The 18,690-nt window shown below is 73.0% G+C and carries 18 protein-coding genes; 7 read left to right on the top strand and 11 right to left on the bottom strand.

Annotation, left to right across the window (positions count from 1 at the left end; genetic code table 11):
* The first annotated feature begins 17 nt into the window (after positions 1 to 17).
* Positions 18 to 608 (top strand): TetR/AcrR family transcriptional regulator, encoded by a 591-nt coding sequence (locus tag ACWDXC_RS06625; protein ID WP_219515151.1) that lies wholly within the window; start codon positions 18 to 20, stop codon positions 606 to 608.
* Here the strand turns inward: ACWDXC_RS06625 and ACWDXC_RS06620 are convergent.
* The 3 genes from ACWDXC_RS06620 to ACWDXC_RS06610 are packed head-to-tail and all read right to left on the bottom strand — an operon-like array spanning position 567 to position 4,008.
* On the bottom strand, positions 567 to 1,628 hold the full coding sequence (locus tag ACWDXC_RS06620) for an acyl-CoA dehydrogenase family protein (RefSeq protein WP_449978754.1): 1,062 nt from the start codon (positions 1,626 to 1,628) through the stop codon (positions 567 to 569). The two genes, ACWDXC_RS06625 and ACWDXC_RS06620, sit on opposite strands and share 42 nt — an antisense overlap.
* Positions 1,625 to 2,806, bottom strand: coding sequence for an acyl-CoA dehydrogenase family protein (locus ACWDXC_RS06615; protein WP_357593692.1), 1,182 nt, complete (start codon positions 2,804 to 2,806; stop codon positions 1,625 to 1,627). The genes ACWDXC_RS06620 and ACWDXC_RS06615 overlap by 4 nt, the downstream gene beginning before the upstream one ends.
* On the bottom strand, positions 2,806 to 4,008 hold the full coding sequence (locus ACWDXC_RS06610) for an acyl-CoA dehydrogenase family protein (RefSeq protein ID WP_219515066.1): 1,203 nt from the start codon (positions 4,006 to 4,008) through the stop codon (positions 2,806 to 2,808). Before ACWDXC_RS06610 ends, ACWDXC_RS06615 begins: the two co-directional genes overlap by 1 nt.
* A 107-nt stretch (positions 4,009 to 4,115) precedes the next feature.
* Between ACWDXC_RS06610 and ACWDXC_RS06605 the strand changes: the two genes are divergently transcribed.
* Both ACWDXC_RS06605 and ACWDXC_RS06600 read left to right on the top strand, forming a co-directional pair.
* Positions 4,116 to 4,694, top strand: a complete 579-nt coding sequence (locus tag ACWDXC_RS06605) for a GNAT family N-acetyltransferase (protein ID WP_364176406.1) — start codon at positions 4,116 to 4,118, stop codon at positions 4,692 to 4,694.
* 24 nt (positions 4,695 to 4,718) lie between these two features.
* Positions 4,719 to 7,088 carry a protein kinase family protein gene (locus ACWDXC_RS06600; RefSeq protein ID WP_449978749.1) on the top strand — a complete coding sequence of 790 codons (2,370 nt, stop codon included), beginning with the start codon at positions 4,719 to 4,721 and terminating at the stop codon, positions 7,086 to 7,088.
* Here the strand turns inward: ACWDXC_RS06600 and ACWDXC_RS06595 are convergent.
* Complete coding sequence (locus ACWDXC_RS06595) at positions 7,070 to 7,660, bottom strand: TetR/AcrR family transcriptional regulator (protein ID WP_449978747.1); 591 nt, start codon at positions 7,658 to 7,660, stop codon at positions 7,070 to 7,072. The genes ACWDXC_RS06600 and ACWDXC_RS06595 overlap by 19 nt on opposite strands.
* A 76-nt stretch (positions 7,661 to 7,736) precedes the next feature.
* On the opposite strand from ACWDXC_RS06595, the gene ACWDXC_RS06590 reads away from it, so the two are divergent.
* The gene (locus ACWDXC_RS06590) at positions 7,737 to 8,894 is read left to right on the top strand and encodes an FAD-dependent monooxygenase (protein WP_449978744.1); all 1,158 of its coding nucleotides are present in this window, start codon (positions 7,737 to 7,739) and stop codon (positions 8,892 to 8,894) included.
* Here ACWDXC_RS06590 and ACWDXC_RS06585 read toward each other — a convergent pair.
* From ACWDXC_RS06585 to ACWDXC_RS06560, 6 genes are all read right to left on the bottom strand, one after another.
* Positions 8,797 to 9,681, bottom strand: coding sequence for a DMT family transporter (locus ACWDXC_RS06585; protein ID WP_219519677.1), 885 nt, complete (start codon positions 9,679 to 9,681; stop codon positions 8,797 to 8,799). The genes ACWDXC_RS06590 and ACWDXC_RS06585 overlap by 98 nt on opposite strands.
* Positions 9,682 to 9,781: 100 nt before the next feature.
* The gene (locus tag ACWDXC_RS06580; protein WP_219519674.1) at positions 9,782 to 10,153 is read right to left on the bottom strand and encodes a VOC family protein; all 372 of its coding nucleotides are present in this window, start codon (positions 10,151 to 10,153) and stop codon (positions 9,782 to 9,784) included.
* 36 nt (positions 10,154 to 10,189) lie between these two features.
* Positions 10,190 to 12,388, bottom strand: coding sequence for an accessory Sec system translocase SecA2 (secA2, locus tag ACWDXC_RS06575; protein WP_449978739.1), 2,199 nt, complete (start codon positions 12,386 to 12,388; stop codon positions 10,190 to 10,192).
* A gap of 131 nt (positions 12,389 to 12,519) precedes the next feature.
* Positions 12,520 to 13,401 (bottom strand): DMT family transporter, encoded by an 882-nt coding sequence (locus tag ACWDXC_RS06570; protein ID WP_449978736.1) that lies wholly within the window; start codon positions 13,399 to 13,401, stop codon positions 12,520 to 12,522.
* Positions 13,402 to 13,592: 191 nt separating this feature from the next.
* Entirely contained in the window at positions 13,593 to 14,408 is an 816-nt protein-coding gene (locus tag ACWDXC_RS06565) for an SAM-dependent methyltransferase (RefSeq protein WP_364176387.1), read from the bottom strand.
* Between the two features lie 49 nt (positions 14,409 to 14,457).
* Positions 14,458 to 15,054 carry a nucleotidyltransferase gene (locus ACWDXC_RS06560; RefSeq protein ID WP_219517967.1) on the bottom strand — a complete coding sequence of 199 codons (597 nt, stop codon included), beginning with the start codon at positions 15,052 to 15,054 and terminating at the stop codon, positions 14,458 to 14,460.
* Positions 15,055 to 15,122: 68 nt separating this feature from the next.
* Here ACWDXC_RS06560 and ACWDXC_RS06555 point away from each other — a divergent pair, with 68 nt between their 5' ends.
* Positions 15,123 to 15,608: a DUF1360 domain-containing protein gene (locus tag ACWDXC_RS06555; protein ID WP_449978732.1), complete on the top strand. Its 486-nt coding sequence runs from the start codon at positions 15,123 to 15,125 to the stop codon at positions 15,606 to 15,608.
* On the opposite strand, the gene ACWDXC_RS06550 is transcribed toward ACWDXC_RS06555, so the two are convergent.
* Positions 15,605 to 16,561, bottom strand: a complete 957-nt coding sequence (locus ACWDXC_RS06550) for a TIGR03557 family F420-dependent LLM class oxidoreductase (RefSeq protein WP_357592845.1) — start codon at positions 16,559 to 16,561, stop codon at positions 15,605 to 15,607. The two genes, ACWDXC_RS06555 and ACWDXC_RS06550, sit on opposite strands and share 4 nt — an antisense overlap.
* A 70-nt stretch (positions 16,562 to 16,631) precedes the next feature.
* Between ACWDXC_RS06550 and ACWDXC_RS06545 the strand changes: the two genes are divergently transcribed.
* Together ACWDXC_RS06545 and ACWDXC_RS06540 are read left to right on the top strand one after the other, a co-directional pair.
* The gene (locus ACWDXC_RS06545) at positions 16,632 to 16,781 is read left to right on the top strand and encodes a GPGG-motif small membrane protein (protein WP_020543887.1); all 150 of its coding nucleotides are present in this window, start codon (positions 16,632 to 16,634) and stop codon (positions 16,779 to 16,781) included.
* A gap of 183 nt (positions 16,782 to 16,964) precedes the next feature.
* Positions 16,965 to 18,689: a SpoIIE family protein phosphatase gene (locus ACWDXC_RS06540; protein WP_449978729.1), complete on the top strand. Its 1,725-nt coding sequence runs from the start codon at positions 16,965 to 16,967 to the stop codon at positions 18,687 to 18,689.
* Position 18,690: the final 1 nt, after the last annotated feature.

Raw genomic sequence — 18,690 nt, 5'->3', positions numbered from 1 at the left:
GTATGCTGTGATCCGTGATGAAAGAGGAACCGGTACGCCAGAGGCTGCTCGCCGAGGCCACCCGGCTGTTCGCCGAACAGGGCTTCGAGAGCACCTCCGTCCAGGAGATCGTGATGGCCGCCGGCGTCACCAAAGGCGCCATGTATCACTACTTCGACTCCAAGGACGACCTGCTGCACGAGATCTACGGCAGGGTCCTGCGCATGCAGATGGACCGGCTGACGCAGATCGCCGACAGTCCCGGCACGGTCGTCGAGCGGCTGCACCGCGCCGCCGCCGACGTGATCGAGACCACCACCGACAACCTCGACGACTCCAAGATCTTCTTCCGCTCGATGCACCTGCTGGCGCCCGAGACCCGCAAGAGTGTACGGGCCGAGCGCCGGCGCTATCACGAGCGCTTCCGCGACCTGGTGCTGGAGGGCCAGCGCGACGGCGTGTTCAGCGACCGGGTGCCGGCCGACCTGGTCGTCGACTACTTCTTCGGCTCGGTGCACCACCTGGGCACCTGGTTCCACACGGACGGGCCGCTGACCGGCGCCCAGGTGGGCAAGCACTTCGCCGACCTACTGCTGGCCTCCCTCGGGGCCGGGCACCTCGGCGAGTGAGGCGAGCGCCTCGCGATGGTCGCCGGGGGTGCCGAGAGCGATCTCGGTGGCCTTGGCGCGCTTGAGATAGAGATGCACCGGGTGCTCCCAGGTCATCCCGATCCCGCCGTGGAGCTGCACCGCCTCCTCGGCCACGTGCACGGCCACGCCGGCGTTCCACGCCTGGGCCACGGCCGCCGACAGGGGCGAGTCGTCGGCCACCGCGCCCCGTGCCGCCGCCCTGGCCCTGACCACGTCGAGCCACAGGTCGGCCAGCCGGTGCTTGATCGCCTGGAACGACCCGATCGGCCGGGCGAACTGGTGGCGCTCCTTGACGTAGGCGAGCGTCGTGTCGAGGCACCACTGGGCGACCCCGTACTGCTCGGAGGCCAGCAGCCCGGCCCCGTACCGCAGCACGCCCGCCACGTCCACCTCGCCGAGCCGGGTGGCCTCGGCGCCGTCCAGCGTGACGGTGGCGACCGGCCGGGTCAGGTCCAGCGACGGCACGGCGGCGACCTGGGCGCCCTCGACGCGGTAGAGGACGCCCTCGACCGGCACCAGCAGCACGTCCGCGACGTCGGCCCCGGCCACGCCGGTGACCGTGCCCGACAGCCGCCCGTCCGCGAGCCGTACGGAGGAGCCGCGCGACGGGTGGTAGGGCGAGGCCGCGAACGACACCGCGAGCGCGGCGGTCGAGCGGCCGTCGGCGAGCCGTTCGAGCAGGCCGGCGGCCCCGGCCTGGACGAGTGCCCGGGTGGCGAGCACCGCGCTGGTGAGGAACGGCACCGGCGCGACGCCCCGGCCCAGCTCCTCCAGCACGACCGCGACCTCGCTGGCCGTCGCCCCGGCCCCGCCGTGCTCCTCGGGGATGAGCAGCCCGGCCACCCCGATCTCCCCGGCCAGCGTCTTCCACAGGTCCAGGTCGTACGGCTCCGACTCGGCGCGCTTGAGCACGGCGGCGGGCGGGCAGCGGTCGGCGAGCAGGTCGCGCACGGCGGCGCGCAGCTCCTCCTCGACCTCCGAATACAGCAGGCTCGTCATCGCGGCAGGTCCTTCCAGGGCACGTCCTTGTCGACGCGGGGCTCTGAGGGCAGGCCGAGCACCCGCTCGGCGATGATGTTGCGCAGGATCTCGGAGGTGCCGCCCTCGATCGAGTTGCCCTTGGCGCGCAGGTAGCGGTAGCCGGGTCCGCGGCCGTAGAAGTCCACGGTCTCGGAGCGGCGGAAGGTCCAGTCGTCGTAGCCGAGGTCGCGCCGCAGCTCGACGTCCAGGCCGGACAGCGCCTGGTTGAGCCGGGCGAACGACAGCTTCATGCCCGAGCCCTCGGGGCCCGGCTGCCCGGCGGCGAGCTGCTCGCGCAGCCGCGCCCCCGACAGGCGGGTCACCTCGGCCTCCACCCAGAGCGAGAGCAGCCGCTGGTGCAGGTCGTGGGTGCGCAGCTCGGGGTGCTCGCGCCAGTGCTCCAGCACCGCGCCGACCATGCCGCCGCCGCGCCGCACCGGCGCGCCGCCGATGGCGACGCGCTCGTTCATCAGCGTGGTCTGGGCGACCCGCCAGCCGTCGCCGACGGCGCCGAGCCGCAGGTCGTCGGGGAGCCGCACGCCGGTGAGGAACACCTCGTTGAACTCGGCCTCGCCGGTGATCTGCCGCAGCGGGCGCACGTCCACGCCGGGCGCGTGCATGTCGCAGATGAAGTACGTCATGCCGCGGTGCTTGGGCACGTCCGGGTCGGTACGGGTGACGAGGATCGCCCAGCGGGCGTGGTGGGCCCCGGACGTCCACACCTTCTGGCCGTCGACCACCCACTCGTCGCCGTCGCGGACCGCGCGGGTGCCGAGCGTGGCCAGGTCGGACCCGGCGCCGGGCTCGCTGAAGAGCTGGCACCAGATCTCCTCGCCCGTCCACAGCGGGCGCAGGAAGCGGCGCTTCTGCTCCTCGGTGCCGAACGCCAGGATCGTCGGCGCGGCCATGCCGAGCCCGATGCCCTGCACGCCGCCGTCGAGCTGCGGCGTGTGGGCCAGCTCCCGCTCGACCACCTGCTGCAGCTCGCGCGAGACGCCCAGCCCGCCGAGCCCCTCGGGGAACCACACCCAGGCCAGGCCCGCGTCGAACCTGGCCCGCAGGAACTCCAGCCGGTCGCCGTCCGGATCGTTCTCGCTCAGGAACGCGGCGACGCGCTCCTTGAGCCGTGCTTCGTCCACTCCAGCTCCTGTCGTCATCACATGTGCTTCTTCAGCTCGCGGTAGGCCAGCGACCGCTTGTGCACCTCGTCCGGCCCGTCGGCCAGGCGCAGCGAGCGGGCCGCCGCCCAGAGCCCGGCCAGCGGGAAGTCCTGGGAGACGCCGCCGGCGCCGTGCACCTGGATGGCCTTGTCGAGGATCCACTCCACGGTGATCGGGGTGGAGATCTTGATGGCCTGGATCTCGGTGTGGGCGCCCTGGTTGCCGACGGTGTCCATCAGCCAGGCGGTCTTGAGCACGAGCAGCCGCAACTGCTCGATCCTGATGCGGGACTCGGCGATCCAGTCCTGGACCACGCCCTGCTGGGCGACCGGCTTGCCGAACGCGGTGCGGGCCAGCGCCCGCTCGCACATCAGCTCGACCGCGCGCTCGGCCATGCCGATCAGGCGCATGCAGTGGTGGATGCGGCCGGGGCCGAGGCGGGCCTGTGCGATGGCGAAGCCGCCGCCCTCCTCGCCGATCAGGTTGTCGGCCGGGACGCGGACGTCCTCGAACAGGATCTCGGCGTGGCCGCCGTGGTCGGCGTCGCTGTAGCCGAAGACGTGCATGCCGCGCTTGATCGTCATGCCGGGGGTGTCGCGCGGCACCAGGATCATGCTCTGCTGGCGGTGCTTGGGCGCGTCCGGGTTCGTCTTGCCCATGACGATGAAGATCTTGCAGTCGGGGTTCATCGCGCCGGAGATGAACCATTTGCGGCCGTTGATGACGTACTCGTCACCGTCGCGGACGATCGAGGTGGCGATGTTCGTGGCGTCGGAGGAGGCCACGTCGGGCTCGGTCATCGCGAACGCCGAGCGGATCTCGCCGTCGAGCAGCGGGGTCAGCCACTCCTTGCGCTGCCATTCGCTGCCGAACATGGACAGCACTTCCATGTTGCCCGTGTCGGGCGCGGCGCAGTTGGTGGCGACCGGCGCCAGGCTCGGGCTGCGGCCCATGATCTCCGCCAGTGGCGCGTACTGGAGGTTCGTCAGCCCGGCGCCGTGCTCGCCGGGCAGGAACAGGTTCCACAGGCCGCGCTGCCTGGCCTCGTCCTTCAGGTCGTTGACGAGCGGCGGGGCGCTCCAGCCGCTGGTGCGGGCCTGCTCCTCGAAGGCGGACTCGGCGGGATAGACGCATTCGTCCATGAACAGCAGCAGGCGCCGCCGCAGGTCCTCGGTGACGGTGTCGAAGGCGAAGTCCATGCCCGCGAGCCTACCGACCGGCCGGTATGAGTGTCGACAGGTGGTTCCCCGCAAAATCGGTCAGGTGGCCATCAGCGCGCCCGCGAGCCCTGCCTAAGCTGACCGCCATGACCGCGACCTTGCCGGCGCCCGTGGTGCTGGAGAACGACGACGTCCGCCTTGAGCCGCTCACCCTGGCGCACGTGCCCGACCTGTTCGCCGCCGGCGGCGGGGACGACGAGCTGTGGCGGTGGCTGCCCGTGGCGACGCCGCGCACCGAGGAGGAGCTGGCGGCGGTCGCCCGCACGCTGATCGAGGACGACAAGCACGTCCCCCACGCGGTGATCGTGAAGGCGACCGGCAGGGCCGTGGGCTGGACCGCCTACTGCGACGTGCCCGGCTTCGACGAGAGCATCGAGATCGGCTGGACCTGGTACGGCCGGGCCTACTGGCGCTCGGCCGTCAACACCGCGTGCAAGCTGCTGCTGATCGACCACGCCTTCGACAAGCTGGGCCACAACCGGGTGCTGCTCAAGACCGACTGCCTGAACGAGCGGTCCCAGAACGCCATCAGGCGCATCGGCGGCGTCCACGAGGGCACGCTGCGCCGCCACCGCCGCCGCTCCGACGGCACCTGGCGCGACACCGTTTGTTTCGGCATCCTCGTAGAGGAATGGCCGGACCACAGGGCCCGCCTGAACCGCTGACCGGAAGGCGGCATCCAACCTCGCATGGGTGATCGGCTGGGAGGCTACTGGTTGGGCGACCGGCTCGGAGGCGGTGTCCGCGAGGCCTACGACGAGTCGGGGGTCCGCCATGCCCTGCGGGTCCTGCCGCCTCCCGCCGATCCGGAGGCGCTGGCCGCCTGGGTGACGGCGGTCGGCCGGGTCAGCTCGTTACGGGTGGCCCGGCTGGTGGACCACCGGCTCGACGCCGACCCGCCGTACCTCGTCGGGGAGTACGTCGAGGGGGTGAGCGTGCGGGCCGCCGTCGAGCGGCACGGGCCGTACGAGCCGGGCGACCTCTACCGGCTGGCCGCCACCACCGCCACCGCCCTGGCCGCCGTCCACGAGGCGGGCGCCGCGCACGGCGGGCTCGGCCCCGGCACCGTCCTGCTCACGGCCGACGGGCCCCGCCTCACCGCCCCGCGCCCCGGCGGCACCCCGGCCGCCGACGTCCACGCCTGGGGCCGCCTGCTCCGCTTCGCCGCCCACGGCGCCGACGAGCCGGGCAGGCCGGTGCGGGGCACGCCCTCGCCGATGGACCGCCGATTACGCGACCTGGTCGCCGCGGCGCTGCACGACGATCCCGCGCACCGCCCCGGCGCCCGCCAGCTCCTCATGTCGTTGCTCGACGCCCCCCAGTCCCAGCAGGGCCGCCTCTCGCCCCCCGAGCCCGTCGACGACCCGCCGCTCGGCGCCCGGGCCGAGGACGTCTACCAGCGGCTCGCCGTTCCCGACCAGGCCCTGGCCCCCGAGGTGTTCCTGCGGCTCGCGCCCGGCACCGTACGCGCCGACCTGGTCGCCGGCCGCACCCCGGAGCAGGCGGCCGCCATCGACCGGGTGCTCACCGCGTACACCGAGGCGGGGCTGCTGGAGCGGGCGGACGGGCGGGTGACGGTCGCGTGCGGGGCGCTGCCGTCGGCCTGGCCGAGGCTGCGCGCCTGGGTGGAGGCCGAGCGGTCCGGGCTGGCGGTGCAGCGGGAGCTGGCCGGGGCGGCGCGCCGGTGGGAGGAGGGCGGGCGGCGCGGCGCCGACCTGTTCCGCGACGCGGCGCTGGACCGGGCGCTGGCCTGGGCGGCGGGAGACCGGCGGCACGTAACGCTGAACGCGGGCGAGCAGGCGTTCCTGGACGCCGGGCGGGCGGCGGCGCGCAGGCGGGGCCGGCTGCGGCGCGGCGGGCTGGCCGGGGCCGCGGCGCTCGTGCTGGCCGCGGTGCTCGCCTGGCAGGGCGGCGCCGCCGACGGGCGGCTGGAGCAGGCGATGGCCAAGGTGGCGGCGTCCCGGGCGGAGGCGGCGCGCGGGGCCGACCCGGTGACGGCGCGCAAGCTGGCGCTGGCCGCGTGGAGCCTGGCGCCGGTGGCCGAGGCCGGGCGGGCGCTGGTGGGGGCGGCGGCGGACCCGGCGGTGGACGGGTTCGCCGACCCGTACGCCACGGACCGGTCGCTGCACGCGCTGTCGGGCGACGGGAGCAGGCTGGCGTCGCTGGCGGACGGGACGCTGCGGGTGTGGGACGTGACCGGGCGGCGGCTGGTGGCGTCGGCGGCGGGGCCGGAGCGGAGCGTGCGGGCGATGGCCTGGGCGCCGGACGGGCGGACGCTGGCGCTGGTCGGCGTGGACCGCTCGTACCTGTGGAACACCGGCTCCGGTTTGGGCGTGGGGCGGCCGTTCGGGCGCGGGCTGGGCGCGCCGGGCGAGCAGGCGGCGTGGTTCAGCCCGGGCGGCGGGCTGCTGTTCGCGGCGGCGCGGCAGTCGGGCGAGCGGTGGGCCTGGGACCTGCGCGGACGGCGGGCCACGCTGGTGGGCGAGTACGCGGTGGCGGGGCCCGGGGACCGGGTGGCGCTGGTGTTCGCCGGCAACCGCTCGCACCTGCGCTACCTGGCGACGGGGGCGACGACCGCGCGGCCGTGGCTGGACCGGATGCCGTGGGAGTACACGGCGTTCGCGCCGGACGGGACGCGCGTGGCGATCGCGGAGGAGGGCGGCGTGCAGGTCTACGGGCTCGACGGGGTGCCGACGCTGCCGTTCCGGCTCCAGCCGTCGCCCGGGCATCCGGTCTTCAGCGCCGACGGGCGGGTCCTGGCCGCGACGGGCGGCGACCGGGTGAGCGCGTGGCGGCTGGCCGACGGCAGGCTGCTGGCCGACCGGCGGGTGCCGTCGCCGGGGACCGACCGCCCGGCGCAGGCCGCTCTCAGCGCGGACGGGCGCCGCCTGCGCGTGCTGGCCGGGCGCGGCATCGTGCTCACGATCGACCTGGCCCGCTCCCCCGCCCCCGGCGACCCCGAGCGGGCCGCCGCGGCGGTCTGCGCCCGGTACGGCGGGCTGTCACGCGCGGAGTGGACCCGCCACCTGCCCGAGGTCCCTTACGTGGACGCCTGCTGATTACGAGGCCCCGGTCCGCCGCCGAGCATGCCGGCCAGCAGCTCGGCCACGGCCTCGCGGAGGTCGTCCAGCGACGGTTCGGTCCCGGCCCCGGCGATCGCGTCGAACATGATGCCCTCGCCGAACGCGACGAGGCGCTGGCCGTGCCGTACCGGATCGGCGGACCCGGCGGCGGCGAGCAGGGCGACGGCGGGGTCGCGGAAGCGGCGACCGGCCCGGTCGTAGATGCGGCGCAGCTCGGGCCGCCGGGTCGCCTCCAGCGCGAGCTCGTAGCGGGCCAGCGTGCGGCGGCGGTCGCGGAGCTGGATGTGGAGCACCCGGGCCAGGAGGTCGGGCAGCTCGGCGGCGGTCGGCGGCCGGCCGACCAGGCCGTCGGCGAACACCTCCGTCTCCAGTTCGGTCAGCCGCGACAGCGTCAGCTCCAGCAGCGCGGCGCGGGTGCGGGCCAGGTTGGACGTCGAGCCGGGCGGCAGCCCGGCCGCCTCGTCGACGGCGCGGTGGGTGAGGCCGCGCATGCCCCGCTCGGCCAGCAGGGTGATCGCCGCCTCCGCCACGGCCTCTGAACGCTTCACGAACCGGATACTACAGTTGTAGTCGAGACTACAGCCGTAGTAGCGTCAAACTACAGACGTAGTTGAGGAGTGGGGAATGAAGGCTGTAGTGATCGGCGGCGGCATCGGCGGCCTGGCCGCCGGCATCGCGCTGCACCGCGCGGGCTGGCACGTGGACGTGCTGGAGAAGGCGGCCAAGCTGGAGCCCGTCGGCTCCGGCCTGGCCGTGGCGTCCAACGGGCTGCGCGCTCTCGACGTGCTCGGCCTGGGCGACCGCGTGCGCGAGCTGTCGAGGATGGAAGGCCAGGTGGGCGTCCGCCGCCACGACGGCGCCTGGCTCACCCACACCACCGAGGACCGGGCGCGCGAGCTCTACGGCGACTCGATCGTCGTGCTGCTGCGGGCCAGGCTGGTCGAGCTGCTGACCGAGACGCTGGGGCCGGAGCGGCTGCGGCTCGGCACGGCGGTCACGGGCGTCGACGCCGCCACCGGGACCGTGCGCACCGACGCCGGCGAGCTGACCGCCGACCTGGTCGTGGCCGCCGACGGCATCCACTCGCGGGTGCGGGCCGCGCTCTTCCCCCGGCACCCGGAGCCGGTCTACGCGGGCGTGACGACGTGGCGGGGGCTCGCGCCCCGGCCCGACGGGCCGATCCGCAGCTCGGAGAGCTGGGGGCGGGGCACCGTGTTCGGCATCCACGCGCTGGACGACGAGCTGGTCTACTTCTACGCCACCGACCTGTCACCGGCCGGGGCCGCGGGCGGCGACGAGCGGGCGGAGCTGGTGCGCAGGTTCGGGACGTGGCACGCGCCGATCCCCGCCCTGCTGGAAGGCGCCCGGCCGGACCACATCCTGCGCAACGACCTCTACTACCTGCGGGAGCCGCTGCCCGCCATGCACGCGGGCCGGGTGGCGCTGCTCGGCGACGCGGCCCATCCGATGACGCCCAACCTGGGGCAGGGCGCCTGCCAGGCGCTGGAGGACGCGGTCGTGCTCGGCCACCTCGCGGGCGGCGACCTGGCCGCCTACACCGAGGCGCGGCTGCGGCGCACGGCCGACGTCGTGCGCAAGTCGATGGCGATCTGCCGGATCACCAAGGTGCGCAACCCCGTCGCCGTGGCGGTGCGCGACCGGGCGATGTCGCTGGCGAGCCGGTTCAGGCCCGATCTGATGCTGCGCTCAATGGACGAGATTCTGGGATGGCGGCCGCCTGTTTCGACGGGGAGTGATCGGGCGTCAGCCGGCCCAGCGTGATCGTGCCGGCGATGGTCAGCGCCGCCGCCAGCACGGCGGGCACGGCGGTGGCGGGGCTGGTCGGCAGCGGCTCGCCGAGCAGCAGCGCGCCGGCCAGCACCGAGGTGATCGGGTCGACGACCTGCACGCCCGCGTAGGCGATGCCGAAGTAGCCGACCGCGTACGAGCGCTGCAGCAGCACCGTGGCGCAGATCAGCAGCACCGGGATGGCCAGCGTGAACCAGTGCACCAGCCGCCCCAGGTCGCCCTCCATGCCGCCGCCGACCACCCGGACGAACGTGGACACGCTCGCCGTCGCCACGCCCGCGCTGACCGCCAGCAGCAGCGCCTTGTTCGCCCCCTTGGCGCGGATCGCGGCCACCTGCGTGACCAGCACCAGCAGCGCGATCACGCCGATGAACCCGAGCGCCGCCCCGTCACCCAGCCGGGGCGTGACGTGGTGCGACGGCACCAGCATCATCAGCCAGATCAGGCCCACGGCCACCGCGATCGAGCCGAAGATCTCTGCCTTGTACGGTTTGCGGCCGTACATGTACGCGGCCAGCGGCACCGCGAACACCAGCGTGGCCACGCTGATCGGCTGCACCGCCACCAGCGGCGCGAAGCTCAGCGCCACGGCGTGCAGGCACGCGCCGGTCAGGCTGATGATGCCGCCGATCCACCAGCGGGGCCGTCGGGTCAGCCTGAGCGAGGCGCCCTCCGCCACTGCCTCGAACTGTTGCAGCGCCGCGCCGACCGCGTAGCCCAGCGCCCCGGCGAGTGCGATGAGGAGGCCGACCCAGGTCATGGGCGCCCACGCAGGGGCAGAGATCCGTGCAAGAGCATTGCCTCAGCTTAGATGCGCAGCAATGCGCTCGAATCATCCTTTAGGCCAATCTTGGCCTACATCACTTCTCCGGGCAGACGCAGAACAGGTGGCCGTCAGGATCCCGCAGCACGATCCAGCCCACCCCCTCGTCCGTCACGCCCGGCTGGAACTCGGGCTTGGTCGCGCCGATCGCAACGTACTCCTCGACCGCCTTCTCCACGTCCGGGACGCGGAAGTCGAGATGGAACTGCTTGTCGGCGCTCGGCCACTCCACGGGCTTGCGATCGGGCACCCGGCCGAAGTAGAGCGACGTGGTGCCGTCGCTCACGGCCGCGTACTCGTCCTCGGCGTACGTGATGGGCAGGCCGGTCACCTGGTGGTAGAACTCGGCCGTCTTCCTGGGGTCGTCGCAGTCGATGGTGACCGCGATGAGATTCGCCTTCGTCGTCATGACCGTCAGCCTGCCAACCGTACCTGCCATCCTCTGTCAGGTACGCGAACCGCCTTTGACCCGCTTGAGAATCCGGTCCCACTCGGTGCCGAACGGGTTGTCCTGCACCAGATAGGTCCAGGTCGCCTGCGGGCGCTTGAGATCGGGCTCGGGCGCCTCGAACGACTCCAGCGACCGGCGCTCCACCTCGGCCAGCAGCCGCTTGTACTCCGCCACCGCCTCCCGCTGATACTCGTCGACGGGGCTCATCCGGCCCAGCGCCCGCAGGTGGATGCCCTCGCGCAGGTCGGTGAGGAACGCCAGGTGCTCGGTCCAGCAGCGGTCGATCGCGTGCAGCACGATCTGCCTGGCCGTCTCCTCCCGGGTGTCCTCGGGCATCGACTCCCAACGCTCCGGGTCGGCCTCCTTGAGCGCCTTGGCCGCCGCGTCGCCGTGCAGCACCTTGTCGCGCCACTCCAGGATGAGCTCCCGCTGCTGCTCAAGCAGCCGGGTGTAGCGCCAGGTGTTGCGGTGGATCTGCAGGTTGACGCCCTCCGCCACCCGCTGCGCGTGACCCACCAGGTAGGCGCCGCGCCGGTGCCTGACGATGCCGTCGGCGTCGGCCGCCGGCGGCCGCTCGTCCGGCGTGAACTGCGTGATCAGCTCGTCGCCCATGCTGACGAAGAACACCGAGCCGCCCGGGTCGCCCTGGCGGCCCGCCCGGCCGCGCAACTGGTCGTCCAGGCGGCTGCTGGAGTGGCGGCCGGAGCCGATCACGTACAGGCCGCCGAGCTCCGCCACGCCGTCGCCGAGCCGGATGTCAGTGCCCCGGCCCGCCATCTGCGTCGAGACGGTGATCGCGCCGCGCTCGCCCGCCCTGGCGATGATCGCGGCCTCCTCGGCGTCGTTCTTGGCGTTGAGCACCACCGGCTCCAGGTTGCGGCGCTGGAGCAGCATGGCCAGGTTCTCCGACTCGGCCACGTCCAGGGTGCCGATGAGGATCGGCCTGCCGGTCTCGTGCACCGCCTGGATCTCCTCGACCAGCGCCGCGTCCTTGTCGGGCACCGTCGGGTAGATGCGGTCGGGCTCGTCCTTCCTGACGCACGGCCGGTTGGACGGGATCACCGCGACCTTCAGCCCGTAGAACTCGCCGAGCTGCTCGCTCACCGCCACCGCGGTGCCCGTCATGCCGCACACCCTCGGGTAGCGCCTGATCAGGCCCTGCACGGTGATCGAGTCGAGGATCTCGCCCTTCTCGCTCGGCGGCAGCGCCTCCTTGGCCTCCACCGCCGCCTGCAGGCCGGCGGGCCAGCGCTGCAGCACCGCCACCCGGCCGCGCGAGGGGTTGATGAGCTGCACCTTGCCGTCACGCACGATGTAGTCGACGTCGCGGGTCAGCAGCGCGTGGGCGTGCAGGGCCAGGTTGACCTCGATCAGCGTGCCCGGCTCGTGCTCGTCGTAGAGCTCGACGCCGAGCAGGTTCTCCACCGTCTCGGCGCCCTTCGGCGTCAGGTAGACGTTGCGCGCCTGCTCGTCGATCTCGTAGTGGTAGCCCCGGATGAGCTGCCTGACCAGGGCCGCCAGCTCCGGCACCGCGTTGCCCGCGTCGGCCGCCCCCGCCATCACCAGCGGCACCCGCGCCTCGTCGACGAGCACCGAGTCGGCCTCGTCGATCAGCGCCACCTCCGGCTCCGGCACGATGATCTCGTCGGCCGACGTGCGCATCCGGTCACGCAGCACGTCGAAGCCGATCTCGCTCACCGGCCCGTACGTGACGTCCTTCGCGTAGGCGTCGCGCCGCTCCTCCGGGGTGGAGTTCTGGTCGATCCAGCCGACGGTGACGCCCAGGGCCGCGTAGAAGGGGGCCATCCACTCGGCGTCGCGGCGGGCCAGGTAGTCGTTGACCGACATCACGTGCACGCGTCTGCCCTGCAGCGCGTAGCCCGCCGCCGCCATCGCCCCGGACAGCGTCTTGCCCTCGCCGGTGGCCATCTCGGCCACCTTGCCGTCGAGGAGCGCGAGCGTCCCGAGCAACTGCACGTCGTACGGCCTGAGCCCGAGCGTGCGGTCGGCGGCCTCACGGGCGACGGCACAGAACTCGGCCAGGTCGCTCATGTCGGGCCTGGGCAGCTCATCCAGTTTGCCGATCCGGTCGGCGCGGGCGTGAGCCGCCTTGACGACCTTCTGGTACGGCGTCAGGGGGGTGCCTCCCGGACGGTCCAGCAGGTTCCTGACAAATCCTGTAATCGAGGCCACAGTTCCTCCAACGCACGCTCCGCCGCCACCGTTCCCCCGTACCGGCCCGTACCGGCGGCCTGGGAGCGGAGCGACGACACGACAGGCGTCGCCGTACGGACCCTAACCCATACGGCGACCCTGCCTCACGCTCACTCCTCCCGTGCCCTCGCCACCGCCGCCACCAGCAGCAGTACGCACCCCGCCCAGGCCGCCGGCGACAGCCGCTCACCGAACACCAGCACGCCCAGCACGGCCGCCCCCGCCGCTTCCCCCAGCGACACGATCGACACCGTCGTCGCCCGCAGCGCCGTCAACGCGCGGAAGAACAGCAGGTACGCCAGCGCCGTCGGCACCGCCCCCAGGTAGGCCAGCAGCGCCACGCTCTGCCACCCGCCCACCGGGACCACCCCGCCGGCCAGCGCGAACGGCGCCAGGCACACCGTCCCCACGACGAACCCGCCCACGGCCATCCCATGGGAGTCGTCCCGGTGCCGCCGCGAGTACAACGTCACCCCGGCATACCCGGCGGCCGACAGCAGCCCGAGCCCCACCCCGGCCAGCGCCCCCTCCCCGGACGGCGTGGCGAGCGTCCCGGTGAGGGTGACCGGCTCGGGGTGGGGGGTCGCGGTGAGGAGGACGAGGCCCGTCAGGGCGGTGAGGAGGGCGGCGAGGCCGGCGCGGCCGAGGCGTTCGCCGAGCAGGAGCCGGCCGCCGAGGGCGGTGAAGACCGGCGTGGCGCCCATCGTGACGACCGTGGCGATCGCGACGCCCGAGTGCGCGATGGCGCCGAAGTAGGCGGTCTGGTAGACGGCCATGCCGGCGCCGACGACGGCGACGCGGCCGTCGAGGCGGAGGCCGCGGGCGAGCGGCAGCAGGAAGATCGCCCCGAGGAGGTAGCGCCAGAAGGACACGTCCAGGGCGTCGAGCCCGCCGCCGGCGAACAGGAGGGCTCCGGCGGCGCCGCCGGTGCCCCAGGCCGCGGCGGCGGTGGCGACGTACAGCGTGGCACGCCGGGTGGTGAGCTGGGTCATGACAGATGTGCTCCGATGAGGAGTGGTGGATGGGGCCCGGATGCGGGCAGCAACCACCACCGGATCTGTCAGACCCGGAGATACAGGGAAGGCCGCCCGCTAGCGGGCGGGCGGAGGCGAACAGATGAGGCGTCGCGGCATGCGACCACCCTAGCCGGGCACGGACCCCGGGCTCATCCCCTTAATCGCGGTCAGGGCTTGCGGGCGACGCCGCCCAGCAGGATCTCTTCCCAGGGGGCGAGCGGGCCGGGGAGCCGGTCGTCGGGGTGCCACTGGGGGAAGTGGACGACGCCGGGTTCGACGAGGTCGAGGCCGGCGAAGAAGCGGGTGATGCTCTCGCGGTCGCGGAAGTGGCCGGTGCCCATGGTGACCTGGAGCATCGTCTCCAGCGCCTGGGCCTTGGGGTTGGGGCCGGACATGAAGTTGGAGGCGGCCAGGTGGCTGCCGGAGGGCAGCGTCGCCATGTAGCGCCGGATGAGCGCGTGCGGGTCGTCCTGGTCGGGGATGAGGTGGAGGAGCCCGATGGCGAGGACGGCGACGGGCTGGTGGAAGTCGATGAGGCGGCGCAGTTCGGGGTGGCCGAGGACGGCGGGGATGTCGCGGACGTCGGCGGTGATGGCGGTGGCGTGGTCGTTGCGGGCCAGGATGGCGCGGGCGTGCGGTTCGACCATCGGGTCGAGGTCGACGTAGACGACACGGGCGGAGCTGTCGGCGAACTGGGCGACCTCGTGGGTGTTCTCGACGGTGGGCAGCCCGGCGCCGAGGTCGACGAACTGGCGGACCCCGGCCTGGCGGACGAGGTAGTCGACGACCCGGCCGATGAAGGCGCGGTTGCACCAGACCAGGTCGACGACCTCGGGCACGGCGTCCTTGAGGCGGCGGGCCACGGCCCTGTCGGAGGCGAAGTTCTCGGTGCCGCCGAGCAGGGCGTCGTGCACCCGGGCGACACTGGGCCGCTCCGCGTCGACGCCGGGCGGTATCCACTCGTGGCCGGATTGGATGGTCACCTGCGCCCCCCTTCGAGAGGTTGACGCGGATCGTACCCATAGTCCGGGTCTACGGCCAGGTGGGGTCGCCGGCGGGGGTGACGGGGGCGTCGAGCACGTTGAGCCGTTCGAGCAGGGTGAGGAACGTCGAGGCGTACGGAGAGTCCGCCACGACCGCCGCCACCCGGTCCCAGTCGACCTGCTCGCGCAGCGCCCGCACCTGGGGCAGCAGCGCCCCGTAGTCGCAGGCGTGCTCGGAGAGCGGCAGCAGCCAGGAGATCACCAGGTCGGTGGCCTCCAGCACGGGCACGATGACGGCCGACGCCTTCATCGGCTCGGCGCGGGCGAGCAGCGCCGGGGTGACCTCCTGGTCCGACACCTTGAAGATCAGGTCCACCAGCCGGCCCTCGTCGTACGCCTTGACCAGCCAGTCCTCGGGGGGTTTGGCCGTCTCGAAGCCGGCCGAGCGCAGCGCCTCCAGCGCGGCGGGCACGTCGTGCTCGGCGAGCACGAAGTCCACGTCGTGCAGCGACGGCGCGGCTCCCCTGGCGTAGGCCGCGCAGCCGCCGGCCAGCGCGAACCTCACCCCGGCGTCCTTCAACGCGGAGCTGGCTCGCTTCAGCGTGTCGAGGATGGCGTCGGTGACTTCGTGGCCATGGCTGCTCATGTGTGCGGGCTACCCTCACGATCGCCGAATAGGCGTGATCACGGGCGTTCGGGGTAGCGCGAGGCCCCATGACGCAATTCCTGGAAAGGACCGAGCAGGAGTACCAGGGCGAGCATGATCGCCCGCTCGGCACGTACGTGAGGATCATGGGCACGTACGGGGTGCTGGTCGGCGCGGCGGTGGCCGCGGCGGTGCTGACCGGGCGGCGTGCGCCGGACCGGGTCGGGCTCATGGACCTGGGGCTGATGGCGGCGTGCACGCACAAGGTGGCGCGGCTGCTGGCCAAGGACCCGGTCACGAGCCCGCTGCGGGCGCCGTTCACCCGGTACGAGGGCGTGAGCGGCCCGTCGGAGCTCAAGGAGGAGCCGCGCAACACCGTGGGCGAGCTGCTGAGCTGCCCGTTCTGCATCGCGCAGTGGGCGGCCACCGGTTACGCCATCGGCCTGGTGTTCGCGCCGCGGGTGACGCGGCTGGCGGGGGCGGCGATGACGGCGGTGGCCGCGTCGGACTGGCTGCAGCTGGCCTACGCGAAGCTGATGAAGTCGGCTTCCTAGCCTCTGACCAGCGGCAGCACCTGGCGCTGGTAGAAGTCGAAGAAGGCGTCCTGCTCGGGGCCGATCTGGCTGACGTAGACCTCGTCGAAGCCGGCGTCCACGTACTCGCGCAGGGCGCGGGCGTGGACCTCGGGGTCGGGGCCGCACGGGGTGCCGGCGACCGCCTCGTCCTCGGTGACGGAGGCGGCGAGCTGCTCGAAGTGCCGGGGCAGCGGCAGGATCTGGGACGCCTCGCCCTTGATGCCCTGGGTGGGCCACAGGCGGTGGACGGTCTTGCGCGCGCTCGCCTCGTCGGCGGCGTAGCACGCCTTGAGCCCGCCGAGGGTGGGCTTGCCGGCGCCGCCCGCCTGGCGGAACTTCTCCACGGATTCGGCGCTGGGGCCGGTGGAGACGTAGCCGTCGGCGATCCGGCCGGCCAGTTCGATGGACTTGTCCCCGAAGCCCGACATGTAGATGGGCGCGGGCTCGTCGGGCAGCGTGTAGAGCCGGGCGGTGTCCACCTGGTAGTGGCGGCCCCGGTGGGTGACGAGCTTGCCGGTGAACAGCTCCCGCATGAGGCCGACGGCCTCCTCCAGCATCTCCAGCCGTTCGGCGGCGGGCGGCCAGCGGGACTCGATGACGTGCTCGTTCAACGCCTCCCCGGTGCCCACGCCGAGCCGGAACCGGCCGCCGGTGAGCGCGGCCGTGGTGGCGGTGGCCTGGGCCACGATGACGGGGTGGGTGCGCACGAGCGGGCAGGTCACGGCCGTGGTGATGGGCAGCGAGGTGGCCTCCGCGATCGCGCCGATGACCGTCCAGACGAACGGGGCCTGTCCCTGCTCGTCGAGCCAGGGGTGGAAGTGGTCGGAGATCCACAGTGCCTCGAACCCGGCGCGTTCGGCGGCCTTGGCCTGGCGGACCAGCTCGCGGGGGCCGTGCTCCTCGCAGGACAGGAAGTAGCCGTATGTCGTCATGCGGCTACCCTTCCCGTCGCCGGAACGGAAAACATGTTAAGTGTCGAATCAGCGGGGCAGTTGCTGGCTCATGGCTACTTTGCTCTGGATCATCGCGGTAATCCTCGTCATCGCCGGGATCTATGTGATCCTGGCCCGTCGCGATCTCCTGTGGGGGATCGTCCTTATCGTTCTCGGTTTCCTCGTCGGGCCTGGCGGGGTCAGTATCTTCAATGTTTAGGCAGGTCAGCGGTCAGTCCCATCCGCTGGGCCGAACTCCGAGACCGGCCCAGCGGAACTAATGAACAGTTTTTGCCTGAATATCGCCCCGCGCCGAACTCAGTGCCACTCCTAAGGGCATGGGCGTTGGGTGAGTGATTTGCCGTCGTTCAGCCGTTACGAGACGGGCGCAGCCTCGGCGAGAGTGCGTGAGCAGCTCGCCAGGCTGCGCCTTCATCTGCGCAACGGGGCCGTCATCGACGAGGCCACCGCCCGGCTGGCGACCGGCCTGGACATCCGCCCGGCCGAGGCCGCCGAACGGCTGGCCAGGATGGCCAAGCAGAGCGGGCTCTCCCTGGTGGACGTCGCCCTGGGGGTCGAGCGCCCGCCGGAGCCCGAGGTCGTCGCCGCCGAGGTGCCGGGCTGGGTGCGCGGCATGCTGGAGGCGGTGCACGCCTCCGCCATCTACATCACGCCGGTCTGCGACGAGGCCGGGCGGGTGGTGGACTTCCGCATCGTCGCCGCGAACCGGCACGCCACGACGCCCGCCGGACTCACCGAGGACCAGCTCACCGGGCGGCGCCTGCTCACGGCCAGCCCGGGGGTGGCCAGCTCGGGCCTGCTCGACGACTACATCCGCGCGTACGAGACCGGCGAGCCCGTGCACCGGGTGCCGCTGGAGTACGTGGAGGTCGTGGACCGCCGGGTGTGGCCGGCGACGCTGAGCGTGCGCGCGGCCCGGGTGGCCGACGGGCTGCTGGTCACCTGGCGGACGCTGGACGCCGAGGAGCTGCTGGTCACCGGCTGGGAACGCGCCCAGCGGCTGGCCGAGCTGGGCTGGGGCGAGTGGAACCTGGCCACCGAGAACGTCCTGTGGACGTCCGGCCTGTACGAGATGTTCGGCCGCAACCGGGACGATCCCCCGCTGACGCTGGAGGACGTCTCCAGCATGGTGGTGCCGGAGGATCTGCCGGTGGTGGACGACATGATGCGCTCGCTGCTGGAGTACCGCGAGGCGGTCGAGACGTCCTTCCGCGTCCAGCACCGCTACGGGGTGCGGCACCTGAGCGTGTTCAGCGAGCCGATCCTCGACGGCGACGGCGTGCCGGTGAAGGTCCGCTGGCTGGCCCAGGACGTGACGCGGACCCGCCGCAGGGAGCGGGCGCTGGCGGTGGCGCACGAGCAGGCCACCCGGCAGCGGCGGCGGGCCGAGGAGGAGCACGACCTCACCGTGCGGCTGCAGGACACGATCATGCCGCTGCGCCGCGGCCTCGTGCACACGCCGGGACTCGCGGTCGGCGTGCGGTACCTGCCGGCGGGGGAGCTGGCGCGGCTCGGCGGCGACTGGTTCAAGTCGCGGGTGCTGCCCGACGGCCGCACGCTGCTGGCGATCGGCGACGCGATGGGCCACGGGCTGACGGCGGCGAGCCTGATGCTGCAGATGCGCTCCGGCCTGGCCGGGCTCGCCTACACGGCGGCGCCCGCCGGGCAGCTCGCCACCTGGCTGAACGACCTGATCCTGCACTCCAACGAGGGCGTCACGGCGACCGGCACGGCGATCATCGGCCACTTCGACCCGTCGGACCGCACGTTCTCCTGGACCAGCGCCGGGCATCCCGGCCCGATCGTCATCAGGAACGGCCGGGCGCGGCTGGTCGAGGCGGCGACGGGCACCATGCTGGGAGCCTTCGGCCCGGTCGAGTACAGCATGTGCGTCACCCCGCTGGAGCCGGGCGACCTGCTGGTGCTCTACACCGACGGCATGGTGGAGCGGCGCGGCCGGGACCTGGACGCCGGGATGGAGGCGCTGGTCCAGGCGGCGCACTTCTGCGTCGGCGACGACCCGGAAGAGGTGATCGACTGCCTGCTGGGACGGCTGGGCGGCGGCTCGGACGACGACATCTGCCTGATGGCCGTGCGCGTCCTCTGAG

It is taken from the genome of Nonomuraea sp. NPDC003214 (genome assembly GCF_053590035.1).
This window is presented reverse-complemented; position numbering and strand designations above follow the sequence as displayed.